General features: G+C 43.9%; 13 protein-coding genes. 8 read left to right on the top strand and 5 right to left on the bottom strand.

Annotated elements, in window-relative coordinates:
* Window positions 1–594: 594 nt before the first annotated feature.
* The 3 genes from leuC to O9295_RS23820 form a co-directional block, all read right to left on the bottom strand.
* Window positions 595–1,995, bottom strand: a complete 1,401-nt coding sequence (leuC, locus tag O9295_RS23810) for a 3-isopropylmalate dehydratase large subunit (RefSeq protein ID WP_271949331.1) — start codon at window positions 1,993–1,995, stop codon at window positions 595–597.
* A 281-nt stretch (window positions 1,996–2,276) separates the two neighbouring features.
* Entirely contained in the window at window positions 2,277–3,275 is a 999-nt protein-coding gene (locus tag O9295_RS23815) for an MraY family glycosyltransferase (protein WP_288035788.1), read from the bottom strand.
* A 157-nt stretch (window positions 3,276–3,432) separates the two neighbouring features.
* On the bottom strand, window positions 3,433–5,730 hold the full coding sequence (locus O9295_RS23820) for a RelA/SpoT family protein (RefSeq protein ID WP_288035789.1): 2,298 nt from the start codon (window positions 5,728–5,730) through the stop codon (window positions 3,433–3,435).
* Between the two features lie 223 nt (window positions 5,731–5,953).
* Here O9295_RS23820 and patD point away from each other — a divergent pair, with 223 nt between their 5' ends.
* From patD to O9295_RS23840, 4 genes are all read left to right on the top strand, one after another.
* Entirely contained in the window at window positions 5,954–6,310 is a 357-nt protein-coding gene (gene patD, locus O9295_RS23825) for a heterocyst frequency control protein PatD (RefSeq protein WP_002759645.1), read from the top strand.
* Window positions 6,311–6,521: 211 nt separating this feature from the next.
* Complete coding sequence (locus O9295_RS23830) at window positions 6,522–8,147, top strand: dipeptide ABC transporter ATP-binding protein (RefSeq protein ID WP_288035790.1); 1,626 nt, start codon at window positions 6,522–6,524, stop codon at window positions 8,145–8,147.
* 55 nt (window positions 8,148–8,202) lie between these two features.
* Complete coding sequence (locus O9295_RS23835) at window positions 8,203–8,337, top strand: hypothetical protein (RefSeq protein WP_288035792.1); 135 nt, start codon at window positions 8,203–8,205, stop codon at window positions 8,335–8,337.
* Window positions 8,338–8,441: 104 nt separating this feature from the next.
* On the top strand, window positions 8,442–10,577 hold the full coding sequence (locus O9295_RS23840; protein ID WP_288035793.1) for a glycosyltransferase: 2,136 nt from the start codon (window positions 8,442–8,444) through the stop codon (window positions 10,575–10,577).
* A gap of 90 nt (window positions 10,578–10,667) precedes the next feature.
* Here the strand turns inward: O9295_RS23840 and O9295_RS23845 are convergent, their stop codons facing one another.
* Window positions 10,668–10,823 carry a hypothetical protein gene (locus O9295_RS23845; protein WP_012267676.1) on the bottom strand — a complete coding sequence of 52 codons (156 nt, stop codon included), beginning with the start codon at window positions 10,821–10,823 and terminating at the stop codon, window positions 10,668–10,670.
* Window positions 10,824–10,854: 31 nt separating this feature from the next.
* On the opposite strand from O9295_RS23845, the gene O9295_RS23850 reads away from it, so the two are divergent.
* Both O9295_RS23850 and O9295_RS23855 read left to right on the top strand, forming a co-directional pair.
* Window positions 10,855–11,820, top strand: a complete 966-nt coding sequence (locus O9295_RS23850; RefSeq protein ID WP_288035794.1) for a M48 family metallopeptidase — start codon at window positions 10,855–10,857, stop codon at window positions 11,818–11,820.
* Between the two features lie 294 nt (window positions 11,821–12,114).
* Entirely contained in the window at window positions 12,115–12,381 is a 267-nt protein-coding gene (locus tag O9295_RS23855) for a DUF6761 family protein (protein ID WP_002759637.1), read from the top strand.
* A gap of 145 nt (window positions 12,382–12,526) precedes the next feature.
* On the opposite strand, the gene dacB is transcribed toward O9295_RS23855, so the two are convergent.
* Window positions 12,527–13,414 carry a D-alanyl-D-alanine carboxypeptidase/D-alanyl-D-alanine endopeptidase gene (dacB, locus tag O9295_RS23860; protein ID WP_288025450.1) on the bottom strand — a complete coding sequence of 296 codons (888 nt, stop codon included), beginning with the start codon at window positions 13,412–13,414 and terminating at the stop codon, window positions 12,527–12,529.
* Window positions 13,415–13,694: 280 nt separating this feature from the next.
* Here dacB and O9295_RS23865 point away from each other — a divergent pair, with 280 nt between their 5' ends.
* Together O9295_RS23865 and O9295_RS23870 are read left to right on the top strand one after the other, a co-directional pair.
* Window positions 13,695–14,675, top strand: a complete 981-nt coding sequence (locus O9295_RS23865) for an ABC transporter ATP-binding protein (RefSeq protein ID WP_288035795.1) — start codon at window positions 13,695–13,697, stop codon at window positions 14,673–14,675.
* A gap of 225 nt (window positions 14,676–14,900) precedes the next feature.
* On the top strand, window positions 14,901–16,019 hold the full coding sequence (locus O9295_RS23870) for a universal stress protein (RefSeq protein ID WP_288035797.1): 1,119 nt from the start codon (window positions 14,901–14,903) through the stop codon (window positions 16,017–16,019).
* The last annotated feature ends 234 nt before the right edge of the window (window positions 16,020–16,253 follow it).

Consider the following 16,253-nt stretch of genomic DNA (forward strand, 5'->3'; position numbering starts at 1 on the left):
GTTGAAACCCTTGCCACACCTAGAAGGTGATCCTAATTAAGACGGGTAAATCAGTCAATTTCACCCACAACGATGATCTTTTTTTTGTGTAGTTTTATTGCAAAAAAAAAGTTTTTTTGACAAAAAGCACAAAGTATGATAATTAGTCGTGCAAAATTAATTTCCTAGTCGAGACAGAAGACAGAAGACAGGAGACGGGAGACAGCTATTAGGGATCGGATTTGAGTTTTCAGTTCTCTGTTTGCTCACATCAGCAGAAGTCTCACGGAGTAGTGGCTTAGATGTGTAATTAATTTTGCTTAGGTACTTAATAACCCAAGGTATTTCTGGTTGCGAGTAATTATTGTAGAGAAGGGAGAGGGGTGTGGGGTGTGGGGTGTGGGGTGTGGGGTGTGGGGTGTGGGGTGTGGGGTGTAGGGTGTGGGGTGTGGGGTGTGGGGTGTAGGGTGTGGGGTGTGGGGAAGTGGGAAGAATAAATAAAAATAATCTCCTGAATACTGACTCCTGAATACTGACTCCTGAATACTGACTCCTGAATACTGACTCCTGAATACTGACTCCTGACTCCTGACTCCTATCTCACCATTGAGACAACTACTGTAATAACTCCCTGGGATCGGTGACTTCCCCTTTAATCGCTGCCGCTACCACCATCGCCGGACTCATCAACAAAGTACGCCCGGAAGCGGAACCTTGACGACCTTTAAAGTTACGATTGGAGGAGGAGGCGCTGATCTGATCTCCCTGCAATTTATCGGGATTCATGGCTAAACACATGGAACAGCCCGCCTCGCGCCATTCAAAGCCCGATGCTAGGAAAATTTGGTCTAATCCTTCTGCTTCCGCTTGTTTTTTGACTCTTTCGGAACCGGGGACGATAAAAGCTTTCACATGGGGGGCAACACGATGACCTTGGGCAAATTTGGCCGCTTCGCGCAGATCACTGATCCGGCCGTTAGTACAGCTACCGACGAAGCAGACATCGATTTTTGTGCCTTTAATCGGGGTGCCGGGGGTGAGTTTCATGTATTGATAGGCTTCCTCTGCGATCGCTCTTTCACTTGCCGGTAAACTTTCGGGAGTGGGAATGACTTCGTTAACCCCGATTCCTTGGCCCGGAGTAATCCCCCAAGTAACTGTGGGTTCGATTTCGCCGGCATCGAAGACCACCACATCGTCATAAACCGCATCGGCATCGCTTTTAATGCTTTCCCACCAATTAACCGCACTTTCCCAGTCTTTGGGCGCAAAATCACGACCTTTGAGGTAATCGTAGGTGATTTGATCGGGGTTGATATAACCACATCGGGCCCCACCTTCGATCGCCATGTTACAAATCGTCATCCTTTCTTCCATGGACATCCGTTCAATTGTACTACCAGCGTACTCGTAGGCATAACCAACACCGCCTTTTACGCCCAATTGACGGATAATATGGAGAATTACATCTTTAGCATAGACTCCAGGGTTTAAATCGCCGTTTACCTCCACTCGACGCACTTTTAATTTCGATAGGGATAGGGTTTGGGTAGCAAGAACATCGCGTACTTGGGAAGTGCCGATGCCAAAAGCGATCGCCCCAAAAGCGCCGTGGGTGGAGGTGTGGGAATCACCACAGGCGATCGTCATACCGGGTTGAGTTAGTCCCTGTTCGGGAGCGATCACATGAACTATGCCCTGATTGCCGGAACCGATGCCGTAGAAAGGAATATGATTGGTTTGAACATTAGTTTCGATCGCCCGGATCATTTCCTCGGCCAAATCGTCAAGGAAAGGACGTGCTTGATTTTCGGTGGGGACGATGTGATCGACGGTGGCAATAGTCCGTCCTGGAAATAATACTTTTAAACCCCTTTCTCTCAGCATCGAAAAAGCTTGCGGACTGGTGACTTCATGGACTAGATGCAGTCCGATGAATAATTGTGTCTGTCCACTGGGAAGAATCTTAACCGTGTGTGCGTCCCAGACTTTATCGAATAACGTTCTTGCGCTCATTGACTTTGGAATGATAGTCATCTCCCTAATCATATCAGCTAACCCTAGCCGATAAATATTAATTTTTTCTTTTCTCTTGGTTAGGAGGGATAAGAGATAAATAGCTTTGTTTTTGCCAGAGATTAAAACCATCAGTTTTTGACTGAAAGCAACGACTTTCGCTAATAACTATTTGAGTAATTCCTGCTGCTCCTTACCCCCCGTTTCCTATAATCTTTCAAGAGGATTTAGTCTAACATTCTCTAGGTTTGAATAACCCCTCAGTCCATAGCCATAAAAAATTATTCTTTTCTTGTCACTGATAAATTATGCTCGCTAACTTTCCTGTTCAGATAAATTTCTCCGAGAAAAATTAATCCTAGAATCAGAGGTAAACTCAGCCATGATCCTAGGATTCCTAAGGAGTTAATACTAATAGCAATCAGGAGAGTTACCCCCATATAAATAATTGCTACTTGTGGATGAGACAAGCCAGATTTTTGTAATCTTTGATAAAGGTGACTGCGGTGAGCTTGGAAGATATTTTCCCTTTTTAATAATCGACAAATAAGGGTATAAATAGCATCACCAATCAGAGGTAAAGTGATAGTTAAAGCTGACCAAGCCTGACTTTGATTGCCCTGGTTATTAAGTAAAACCATAGCGACAATTGCCCCTAAAATGGTGCTACCCACATCACCCATAAAAATTTTCGCTGGCGACCAATTCCAGAGGAGAAAACCGCCTAAAGCTGCCACTAAAAGCCATAAAATTGGTTGCTGAAAATAGAGAGCGAGAAATCCTAATTGTACCGCCGTACAGCCAGCCACCAAGCCATCGAGACCATCCATAAAATTATAAAAATTAATCATCGCGGTCAGGCCGATAATTGTGAGAATAATAGCCAAAACTTTGCCGCCAAAACCCAAATCTAATAGCCACGATTGGGGAAAAGCACCGAAAAAAGTGACCGCAACACTAGCGGAGGATAACTGCACTAAATAGCGAATACTAGAGGGAATACTGCGACGATCATCGAGAAGGCCGATAATAATTAAAGGAGTCAGGGACAACCACAGGGGAATGAGAGGTAGGGAAGGAGGAAGGAGAAAATAACTGAGGCAGCCAGTCAGAGCAAAAGCGACGACAAAACCGAGTCCACCCCCCCTAGGTGTGGGTTGACTATGGCTGCTACGCTCATTGGGAATATCTAACAATTGTTGGCTAAAACGTTGTTTAATCAGGGCAACCACCAGAAAACTAATCAGAAAACTGATAACTGACAGTAGGGATAATAACATAGGGATTTTCGCACTCAGATTAATTATCGATCCTACGTTGTTCGGTGACAAAAAGTGCCGATATTGCCATCGTGGTTTTAGTCAGTGTCAGCATCGCACTTCCAAAGCTAAGGCACTCTGAAGTTTGGGGGATATTAGCAGAAATTTTAGGTTTAACTTACTCTCGATCGCTTTTTACCTGACTGATGCGACGAACGTTTAAAATATCGCTCATCAGCTTAATTTGAGTAACACAGCGTTCAAATTGTTGCAGGTCTTTTACTTCAATTTTCAGGGAAATTAAAGCGGGTTTGCCGAAATTAGTCTTAACTCCGGCATTGCGAACGTTAATATTTTGGTCACTTAAACGAGAGAGAATATCTTTTAAAACCCCGACGCGATCAATCACTTCAATCTGAATATTTACCGGATAAGTTTGATAACGTCCCTGGTCATCTATAGGGTTCCAACTAACAGGAATTAAGCGTTCAGCTTCGGCTTTTTCCACATTCGAGCAGCCCTGACGGTGAATCACAATACCTTCCCCTGCATGGGCAACTATACCGGTAATATTTTCCCCTGGTAAAGGACAACAACAACCGGCCAAACGATAGACTAATCCCTCCACACCGGCGATCGGTGATTTACTAACGGGTAAAGCCCTTTGAACGGGAGAAGGTGGTAGAATCAATTGGGAATCAGTCAGGACATCGGGCGGATTTTTGACCGTTAAAATTTCCTGTTGATTTTTAACTGCTTCTTGCAGACGATTAACCACATTTTTTAGGGTAACTTCGCCGTAACCTAAGGCCGCCAATAAATCATCTACTGCCACATAATTGCACTGTTTAGCCACCGATTGCATTCGTTCCGATTTCAGCAGGGCATCGAAGCCAGTTTTACCCAATTCTTTCTCTAATAAATCACGACCTCGGCTAATATTTTCTTCTCGGCGCGATTTTTTGTACCATTGCCGGATGCGATTTCTGGCGCTAGGAGTAACGACAAAATTTAACCAATCTAAACTAGGGTGACTATTTTTGCTGGTGAGAATTTCCACCAGATCACCATTTTGCAAGGGAGCATCAAGAACTGACCATTTACCATTAATTCTTGCCCCTTTCATCTGATTACCTACTTCGCTATGAATATGATAGGCAAAATCTACCGGTGTCGCACCTTGGGCGAGGGCCACAACATCACCTTTGGGGGTGAAAACATAGATATCTTCTTCAAAGAAATTATTTTTGAGGCCATCCATGTATTCTTGGCCATCTTTAAGGTCTTTTTGCCAGTCGAGCAGATTACGCAGCCAAGCGAATTTTTCATCCGCGGCGGTTAAAGTTGTTTGACTAGAACCGGTTTCTTTATACTTCCAATGGGCTGCAATCCCGTATTCAGCAACATGGTGCATTTCTAGGGTGCGAATCTGCACTTCTAGGGGACGGGCATTTAAACCAACAACGGTGGTATGGAGGGATTGATAACGGTTAGCTTTTGGTAAACCGATATAGTCTTTAAAACGGTTAGGAATCGGAGTAAATTGGTCGTGAACTACGGCTAAACAACGATAACATTCCTCTTTAGTTTCGACGATAATGCGGACGGCGGCAATATCATAAATCTGCTCGAATTCTTTGCCTTGATTGTGCATTTTATGATAGATGCCGTAGAGATGTTTGGGGCGACCCTGTAAATCAAGAACTTTTATGCCAATTTCTTGCAATTTTTCCCGCAATGTGTTAGTGACGGTTTCGATGCGGGCCTCTCGATCGATACGTTTTTCCGATACCAATAACTGCACGGCGCGATAAGCATCGGGTTCGAGGTATTTAAAGCATAAATCCTCTAATTCCCATTTAAATCTGCCAATCCCTAAACGGTTAGCCAGAGGAGCAAAGATTTCTCTAGTTTCTAGGGCGATGCGTTGCTGCTGTTGCGGGGTGAGGTGTTCGAGGGTTTGCATATTGTGCAGGCGATCGGCTAATTTGACCACGATGACGCGGATATCTTGAGCCATCGCCAGGAACATTCGGCGAAAATTCTCCGCTTGCCGTTCAGTTTTGCTAGAAAAGTTGAATTTGGAGAGTTTTGTCACCGCTTCCACCAAATTACGCACCTCGACACCGAATCTAGCCTCGATTTCTTCGGGGGTGACTTCCGTATCTTCCACCACATCGTGAAGGAATCCCGCCGCGATCATTGCCCCATCACCCCCCAGATCCCGCAGTAATCCCGCCACGGCTATGGGATGGGCGATATAGGGTTCCCCGGATTTGCGATACTGGCCCTCGTGGAGTTTGTGGGCGAAATTAAAAGCCCTAGAGATTAAATCGATATCGGGATTCTGGGGGTCGTTTTCGTAGGTAATCAGGCATTCTTTCAGCCAATCGGGTAAAACTAACGCTTTTTTCGGTTCCGTGGCCCGGGGAAGGGCGGTGAGGGTTTCCGGTTGGATGGCAGTGATGGCGTTCATGGTTAGATCGGGGGGATAATAGGGGGGGGGAGGAGACGGATAACTAGAAAATTATTAGGCCGAAGGGATGCCAGATTACTTAACTCTCTAACACTGGAATCGGATCGATCGGCGAAAAGGGCGGGATTCTTTTAAGTTTTTGTCTCTGATCGGGAAGAGGACTTGCAACCGTGACGGCAAATCGTTAATCTTATGTAACAAATTCTAACGCGCTTTGTATTGGATGCTACCGACAAATTACCATCAAGCTTACAAATCTTTGTTAAGAAAACTGGAGGATTTCAGTCTTGCCCTTCTGGATGGGGATGCTTCCACGGGGTTACAATCTTTTCAAGCTTTACAAACCTGTCTAGAAGGGGAGATATTGTCACTAAATGATGACAATTTCAGCCCAGAGGTGGCTAATCGTTGGCGCGCGCTCCAGACGGAACTATATCGATCGTGGCGATTGCTGGAGACGGATTGGTTATTTTTGGCCTCGGCGCGGCAAGGACGGGAGAAACGTTTACAGATAATTAGCGAGCGAGTGGCGACTTTAAAGGGGTATTGTCGGGTTTTGTTAGGGTCAGTTGTCGATTAGCAATTAAATGCTCGATCGCCGTTTGTGTGGCATACTTGACCCTAAGTAGGTAGGCGTTAAAAATTATCAGATGCCCCCCTTATCAAGGGGGGCAGGGGGGATCGGCACCCCCCTTATCAAGGGGGGCAGGGGGGATCAGAGGCAAAATCTATCTTCGATTTAATTATAACTACTTACTTAAGTCCTAACTTTTATCGTTACCGATCGCGTCATGTTGGAAATTAAAGACCTAAAAATTGCCTACCCGACAGAATTAAGTTCTCCCGCTTGGGCGATCGATGGGGTGTCTTTTAGTATAGGCAAAGGGGAAACTCTGGGATTAGTGGGTGAATCTGGTTGTGGAAAATCGACCATCGGTAAGGCTATTTTAAGGTTATTACCCAATCGCACTCACGTGGAAGGTGAGATTACCTTTGAAGGGCGATCGCTTTTATCTTTATCTAGCAAACAGTTAGAAAAGTTTCGCGGGGAAGCGGTGGGATTAGTCTTTCAAGATCCGATGACGCGACTGGATCCGCTGATGACTATTGGCGATCATTGTGTGGAAACTTTGCAAGCTCATCGGGGAAATTTAACCTATCGTCAAGCTAAAAGTCAAGCTTGTACTGTCCTAGAAAAAGTGAAAATTCCCGCTAATCGTTGGTCCCAATATCCTCACGAATTTAGCGGGGGAATGCGGCAAAGAGTGGCCATTGCTTTAGCTTTATTATTAAACCCTAAGTTAATTATTGCCGATGAACCCACCACCAGTTTAGATGTGACGGTTTCGGCGGAAATTCTGCGGGAATTAAAGCGTTTATGTAGCGAGGAACAGATGGGATTATTGTTAATTTCCCATGATTTAGCGATGGTGGGAGAATATTGCGATCAATTAGCGGTAATGAAGGGGGGCAAAATTGTCGAATCGGGATTGGTAAAAACAGTTTTTAAAGCGCCTCAACATCCCTACACTCGTTCTCTTTTGTCCGCCGCTTTACACCTACAGGTACGGGAGGAAAAATTAACAGCAATTCAAGGCAAGGAAACGGTGTTAAAGGTGGATAATTTAAAACAGTATTATACCCTAGAAGGTGACTTTTTAGATAGCTTTTTAAAGAAAGACAAGAAATTTATTAAAGCGGTGGATGAAGTCAATTTTGAACTGTATCGAGGGGAAATCTTCGGTTTAGTTGGGGAGTCGGGGTGTGGGAAAAGTACCCTATCGCGAACCCTATTACAGTTAATTAAACCCACCGGGGGAAAAGTGGAATTTTTAGGAGAAGATTTAACCCCTTTGTCGGCGGAAAAAATGCGTCCAAAACGGCGCTTAATGCAGATGATTTTTCAGGATCCCCTCGCTTGTCTCAATCCTTTAATGACGGTGGGAGAAAGTATCGCCGATCCGCTTTTTATCCATCAAAAAGTTAATCTAGAAACGGCTAAAGAACAGGTTTTAAAAATGTTAGATCGAGTCGGTTTAACACCAACAGAAGAATTTTATCGACGCTATCCTAGGGAGTTATCGGGAGGACAACAGCAAAGGGTAGCCATTGCTCGCGCTTTAATTACCCATCCAGAATTAGTTATTTGTGATGAACCGGTTAGTATGCTTGATGCTAGTGTCCAGACACAGGTTTTAGAGTTAATGTTAGAGTTACAAAAGTTATTTAATCTCACTTATTTATTTATAACTCATGATCTTTGGTTAGCGAGATTCCTCTGCGATCGAATTGCGGTGATGACTGCGGGTAAAATTGTTGAAATGGGTGACACTGAACAGATTTTTAGCCATCCCCAACACCCCTACACCCAAAAATTAATCGCCGCAGCCCCGAGAATTTATCCCGACAGCAACTAAAATCGCTCTAGGGGTTTATAATTGTTATTGTCTAGATATATTTAGGAAAGACAAAATGGCCAGACAACTTCAGATAACTCTCCCTGAAGATACCATGCAACTTCTCGATCGATGGTTGGCGAGTAGTGATTATCCTGAAAAAGAATATAATAATTTAATTAATGAAGCGATTAAATTATATATTTTGTAACAACAGAGAAACTACCTCAAGCAACAATTAAAGGAAGGAGCTATTGTTAGAGCCGAAAGAGATTTAAATTTAGCACAAGATTGGGTTTCTCTAGAGGAAGAATTATGGTAATAATGATTATTTTTAAAGTTAAAAAACTGCTCAAAAAATTTGTCTTTAGTCTCCAAGAGGAAGGATGGAAACCAGCACTCAAAAAGACGAAACGAAAAATTATTAAAATTCTCACAGGAAAGAGTTCCTCTGAATTTGAAGAACAGGTGATCGAAAGTGCTAAATTAGCTGAACCGCGGACCATAGAAATTGCCAGCAGTGACGATCCTTTAGTCTCGATTATTATTCCTGTTTATAACCAATTTGCCTACACCTTTAACTGTCTGGAATCCTTGAGTGTTAACCTAAGTTCTGATTTAGCTTATGAAATAATCATTGTTAATGATGCTTCCAGCGATGAAACCTTAGAACAATTAGCAACTTTAGTTAAAGGAATTAAAGTATTAACTAATACAGAAAACTCTGGTTTTATTCGTTCCTGTAATTATGGGGCTAGTCAAGCAAAAGGTCAATACCTATATTTCCTCAATAACGACACTCGTATTCTAGAAAATTGTCTAGAAAGTTTAGTGAAATTAATTATCAATAATCCCCAAGTTGGTGCGGTGGGTTCCAAGTTAATTTATGCTAATGGTAAACAACAAGAAGCGGGGGGAATTATCTGGAATTCTGCCGATGGTTGGAATTATGGACGCTTAGATAGTCCCGAGGAACCGGAATATAATTATGTCCGTCCCGTGGACTATTGTTCGGGAGCAAGTTTATTAGTTCCTACAGATTTATTTAAGCAATTAGGTGGTTTTTGTCAAGACTTTATCCCCGCATATTACGAAGATACAGACTTATGTTTTGCCCTCCGAGAATTGGGTTATCAAGTCCTTTATCAACCCCAATCTAACGTCATTCACTACGAAGGAATCACCTCGGGAACAGACCTTTCTAGTGGGATCAAACAATATCAAGTTATTAATCAAACTAAGTTTCGAGAAAAATGGTCAAAGGTATTAACTAAATACCTAGATAACGATGCTAATAATGTACCCAAAGCTGCCCGACGTTTACAAGGAAAACCGACAATTTTAGTCATCGATTCCTACGTTCCACTATACGATCGAGAATCCGGCTGTGTGCGTTTATTAAATATTCTTAAGCTACTGCTCAATTTAGGCTATTCAGTGATTTTCTTTCCCGATAATGGCTATCCTGAACAACCCTATACTTCTGTACTGCAACAGCTGGGAATTGAAGTTATTTATGGCACAGCGCAAAGATATAATCTAGAAGAAAAATTAATCAAATATTTACCTCTGATCGATGGAGTTTGGTTGTGTCGTCCCGAATTGTGTGATAAGTATATGGATTTAATTCGCTTAAAAACAAAAGCACCAATTATTTATGATACAATTGACCTGCATTTTCTACGTTTAAAACGGCAAAAAGACTATCTCGATCCCAGTTACCAAAATACTAGCTGGAGTTGGGAAACCTATCAGAAATTAGAGTTAACCTATGCTAACCAAGCGGAAGCAACCGTGGTAGTAACGGAAGACGAAAAGCAGGTATTATCCTCTTTAGGAGTGAAAAATGTTTGGGTAATCCCCAATATCCATGAAGAAATTTCCCTGTCAGAAAAAGTTGCCTTTGACCAGCGATCGGGTTTAGTATTTATTGGTAGCTACAATCACCCTCCTAATATTGATGCCGTTAAGTGGTTATGTTTAGAAATTATGCCCTTAGTTTGGGCATCCCGTCCCGATATTACCGTTAATTTATTGGGAAGTAACCTCAAGGATGAAGTGAAAGAATTAGCCAATGATCAAGTGATTGTTACTGGTTATGTTCCCGAAGTGGAACCCTATTTCCAAAAGAGTCGGATTTTTGTCGCACCCCTGCGATTTGGTGCGGGAATGAAGGGTAAAATAGGTCAAAGTCTTTCCCTAGGATTACCGACTATTACCACAAAAATTGGTGCCGAAGGTATGGGATTAATTGACCACCAAGATGTTTTAATTGCCGATACTGCCGAGGAATTTGCCCAAGCGGTAATCGAACTCTATGATAATATGGAATTGTGGCAAAAACTCGCTGATAATTCCCTAGAAACTATTAAGAGATACCAACCCGCTACCGTGCAAACTAACCTACAAGCTTTGTTATCAAATCTAGGAATTGTTGCCAAGGATAGTTAACAAGAAAAAAGCTCATTTCTCCCACAGGTCTATTCTATGTCACCGCAACCAAATAAACTCTAGAATCCGCAATTTTGCAGAATTAAAAACCTATTGAGAGACATTACTGATTTGATAAACGCCAACTGTTTCTAGAAGTAATTCCTGACTATAATGCCATAGGTTGCCTCGAAAAAGTTGACAAGACAATCTTAAAAACTTGGCAATTAATGCCCGTTTATTTCTGACTAACGACTGAATTATCATTTTTACCTTTCCCCTTTTTCCTTGAAAAAATATGCCAACTTATCCTGATATCTCTAGTCAAGCTTTTAAACATCCCCTAGATCAGCAAGCTGAACAGGCCTTAAGATCAGTTCCGGGGTTTGACTTATTAGCGAAAAGTTTTTCCGAATATCTCTATGAACGTCCCCAGCAAATTTTATTAATGGGCAATGATCTAAAAGTCGGTCCGCGTCAATACGCCACTTTATACGGTATATATCGCCAATGTCTGCGGGATTTAGATATGTCCCCAGAACCGAATCTTTATGTCAGTCAAAACCCTTCAGCGAATGCCTATTCTTTAGGTTCGGAACATCCCTACATCGTCTTTAATACTGCTCTCTTAGAACTCTTAGATGAAGAAGAAATTAGGGTAATTCTTGCCCACGAATTAGGTCATTTAAAATGCGATCATAGTATTTTAATTCAAATGTCTTTTTGGGTGATGGGGGCGGCTAATTTCCTTGGGGGCATCACCTTAGGACTAGGAAAAGCCATTACTACCGGTCTAGTTTATGCCTTTTATGAATGGCGCAGAAAAGCCGAATTATCCGCAGACAGAGCCGCCTTATTAGTTACCGATGATTTAAATTTAGTCCTGAGAACTTTAATGAAATGTGCAGGAGGAAGTCAAAAATATCTGCATGAATGCAACTTAGAAGAATTTATTCGCCAAGGGGAAGCCTACCGACAATTAGACCAAGATAACTTAAACCAGATTTATAAATTTCTCATTTATAATGGCGGTAATGGTTCCTTTTTAACCCATCCTTTTTCCGTGGAAAGAGTGCATTATCTACAGGAATGGTTTAACTCGGAATCCTATCGTCAAATTCGCCGGGGAAACTATGCCAAAACAGGGGTTAAAAGCTCAATTAATGTTGATGCTCATGATAGCGAAAGCGAAAGATTGCAGCGACAAATAGCAGAACTACAAGCAGAAATTGAACGGGCAAAAAGACAAAGAAACCCTGAATAATCTATACGAAGGCAGGAGACAGGAGACAGGATTCAGGAGACAGGATTCAGGAGACAGGATTCAGGAGATTGCCTTTATTTATTCTCCCTTCTCCCCACACCCCACACCCCACACCCTACACCCTACACCCCACACCCCACACCCCACACCCTTTACTGATCACTGAAAATTCTCTTGTCTGTGTTTTGCCAATTTGGTGAGTACAATAGAGGTATCGGGAACCGAGAATGGCAATTCTCCCTACGATTATCCATACACACTTACCCCCACTCTCTCTTTTTTGTTCTACTGCCCATGCTCCAAGATACCCAATCCATTCGTTACTATCAAAGACTCACCGATGACATGGTGGATCTTTGGCACCGTGGCTCGCGTTTTGATGAGATCCGGCTATATGTAGAAGGCTATTTAGCCTGTTTACGCCATTCTAGTTCCATAGAACCCTATCTAATTCATCGTCTCGAAGAAGAAATATTTCGTTTTCTGCGAGATCCCTCTAATTTTGAATATCTCTCCCCCCAAACCCAAACCCAAACCGAAGCAGATTATGGCTATTATTAACCCCATCTCGGCTTAAGGGAATTTGGCCATCATTCCGCCCAAAAAATCGGATTGACTCGCGAGAATCGCCCCGGGATTAGACCTCTTGCATCGGGCAGAATTGAGGAGTTAGGAGTCGGGAGACAGGGCGATTTTTACCAGCGCTCTACCGAGCTTGACAGGAACGAGATTCGGTCATCTGTAGAACAATAGTATCGATCGCTTTCACTAGAGCCTGTCCGGAAACCCGTTGATTATTAACGATAATGCTAAATAACATCGGTCCTTGGTTGGGGTGTTCTAGATAACCCGATAGGGCCCGCACACCGGTAAGAGTGCCGGTTTTAGCGTAAACTGTGCCAGTAGCGGCCGTCTGACGCATTCGGTTTCTCAGGGTGCCACTAATTCCCGCTACCGGTAAGGAAGCATAGAAAGTGTCTCGATTAGGAGAATAATACATCACCCGCAAAATTTCCACGATCGAGCGGGGAGTAGCGGTATTACGGCGGGATAATCCCGAACCATCGGCTAAACGAAAACCACTGGGATTGATGCCCAATTGTGCCAAGATGGCAGTAACATTTTTAGCACCGCCGATAAAGCGAAAAAGAGTGTCAGCGTAGAAATTATTACTTCTCTGATTAGTGATATTAACCCAATCGCGCAGGGATTTCTTCTGAATCGTCGTTTCCGGGTTCATCACTTGTAAAGCGGCAGCCGTGGTAAATAACTTTGTATTAGAAGCGGGGATAAAATAGCGATCAGCGTTATGACTATAAATAACTGTTTGGCGATCGATAGATTCGATTAATATACCCCACTGATTGGGAGCTTGACCGATAATTTTATCGATATTTGCCCCGATCGATTGAGTACAGGTATTATTGGTGTTATTGTTTTCTGGCGGGGGAACGTATAATTCTATGGATTCGTTCGACGAGGAAGGAGCGGGATAAACAGACAGATTAACTTGAGCGATGCTAGGATAGGCCAAGGCGATAGTGGCTACACTGGCCACTGTCAACGAATTGAGGCAATTGAGGAGTTGTTTCATGCTGTGTTTGTGTAAGAGTCTGGTTTCCGTAAGCGTTCGCCCTATTGTACCAGTTGCCGCTCAAGTGTCAAAGTTACCTTTCTAACAGATTTTAGCGGCTAATTCACACCCATGCCAGAGAAGAAAGCTGGCAATAGCCCAGAACTACACTGATACCTATTCTCAAGACCAGTTGGGATTTTTCTGGGTTCCAAAACCGGGCTATTTTGATACCGTTGACATTGCTGGTGACAATTTGGGGATAATAAAAGCAAAGTGTAGGAAGAGGGATATCCGACCCATGTATTCTGTCTCAGATGATTCCAAAACAATGACGAATACCAGCCGTCAAACTGTGCTAGAGACGTTAAACTTACAAAAAACTTATCGGACGGGATTCTGGTTAGATAAAAAAATCGAATCCTTGAAAAACTGTACTTTAATTGTCCATGAGGGCGAAACTTTTGGATTATTAGGCCCGAACGGGGCCGGCAAAACCACGCTCTTAAAAACCCTTTTGGGGATTGTCCGACCCACTTCCGGACGGGCCTTGATTCTCGGTCAGCCAATTGGCGATCGCTCGGTCAGGCAACGCATCGGCTATCTTCCCGAAAATGCCTACTACTACGACTATCTCACCGGCTGGGAATTCCTGCAATTAATCGCCAGCATTTTTCAAATTCCCTCTTCTGTGCAAAAAAAACGCATTCCTGAATTATTGGATCTAGTGGGATTAGAGCGCAAAACCGCCCAGAAAAAGCAATTGCGTCAATATTCTAAGGGAATGATGCAACGGATCGGTATAGCCCAAGCATTAATCAATGATCCTGAATTAGTCTTTTTCGATGAACCGATGTCGGGACTAGACCCTATCGGTCGCTATCAGGTGCGGGAAATTATTCAATCCCTCAAACAACGGGGGAAAACCATCTTTTTTAACTCTCATATTCTCTCCGATGTGGAACAAATTTGCGATCGCATTGCCCTGTTGGCCCGGGGAGAATTACTCTGTGTTGGTTCCCTCGAGCAAATTCTCGGTCGTGCTGATGTCTATCAGGTGATTGTTCAAGGTGGTAGGGAGGATCAACTACAGCAATGGATACTCGGTTTGCATTGGCGCGATAATTGTTGGCAGGGACAATTACAGGGAGAACCCGCTGCTTTTCTGGCTGCCCTGCCTAGTATCGATGCTCGCTTGATTAGTCTGAATTTAGCTCGTGCTTCCCTAGAAGAATTTTTTATCGACCAATTACGTCAGCGCGGTATTACCTCTAGTCAATAAGCACTCTCAGAGCAAATCCGTTTTTAGTAATATGATTAACTTCCAATCCCACTGTAAAAACCCGGTTATGGATTGTTTCTCGCCGCTCCGGCCCTCCGCTCCTCCCCTATACCTTTTAAACAGGATTTAGTATCAGAGGGGGGTAAGGATTGATGATATTCAATCCCCCCGGCTACGATTGAATCATCTTAATCTGTAAGGGAAGTTGCCAAAAAGGAGACAATTGTGCGACGGGGAAGACATAAAATTTTCATCGGGATGGCCCCGGGGGTCGGGAAAACTTACAAAATGCTGGAGGAGGGCCATAGCCTCAGAAAGCAGGGAACCGACGTGGTGATTGGACTGCTGGAAACCCACGGCCGGAAAGAGACCGCCGAAAAAGCCGGGGGGTTGGAAATCGTACCGAGAAAAATCCTAGAGAAAGAGGGATTCACTCTCTCGGAAATGGATACGGAAGCGATTATCGCCCGCTCGCCGCAGCTGTGTCTGATCGATGAATTAGCCCACACGAACGCGCCTGGTTCGGAGCGAGAGAAACGCTTTCAGGACGTGGAGATAATTTTATCCCGGGGAATCGATGTTTACTCGACCGTGAATATCCAGCATATCGAGAGTTTAAACGATTTGGTCGCCCGAATCACCGGGGTGGTGGTGCGGGAGCGAATACCCGATCGAATTTTGGAGGAAGCTGATGAAGTGATCGTGGTAGATGTCACCGCCGAAACCCTAGAGGAAAGATTATTAGCGGGAAAAATCTACGCTCCCGAAAAGATCGAACAATCTTTAAATAATTTCTTTCAACGGCGTAATTTAATCGCCCTCCGGGAACTGGCCTTGCGCGAAGTGGCCGATACGGTAGAAGAAGAAGCGAGTAATTCCACAAAATTTATCGGTCAATCCTGTCCCGTTCACGAACGGGTATTAGTCTGTATTTCCACCTATCCAAACTCTTTACGATTATTACGTCGGGGAGCGCGGATAGCGGGGTATATGAACGCGGAATTTTTCGTCATTTTCGTCGATAAACCCGAGCGCTTTCTCACCAAAGAGGAGGCTTTACATATCGAAACCTGCGAACGTTTATGTCGGGAATTCGAGGGTAAATTCTTACGGATTAAAAGCTATCAGGTGGCGGCAGCGATCGCTGAAGTGGCCGAACGGGAACGGATCACCCAGATTGTGATCGGGGAGAGCCTTCAATCGCGCTGGAAGAATTTCATCAAAGGTTCTTTCACCCAAAAACTCATGCGTCTGATCTGGCAGAAAAATATCGATCTTCACATCATCGCCACCGAACCAAAAGTACCGATTAAAAACGCGCGGGCCAAGGGGGTGAAAAGGTGACTACCTGACTTGAAAGAGGTTGTGGGGTGTGGGGTGTGGGGTGTGGGGTGTGGGGTGTGGGGTGTGGGGTGTGGGGTGTAGGGTGTAGGGTGTAGGGTGTGGGGTGTGGGGTGTGGGGTGTAGGGTGTAGGGTGTAGGGTGTAGGGTGTAGGGTGTAGGGTGTGGGGTGTGGGGTGTGGGGTGTGGGGTGTGGGGTGTAGGGTGTAGGGTGTAGGGTGTAGGGTGTGGGGTGTG

It is taken from the genome of Microcystis sp. LE18-22.4A, from assembly GCF_027531105.1.
In the GTDB taxonomy this organism is placed as follows: Bacteria; Cyanobacteriota; Cyanobacteriia; order Cyanobacteriales; family Microcystaceae; genus Microcystis; species Microcystis aeruginosa.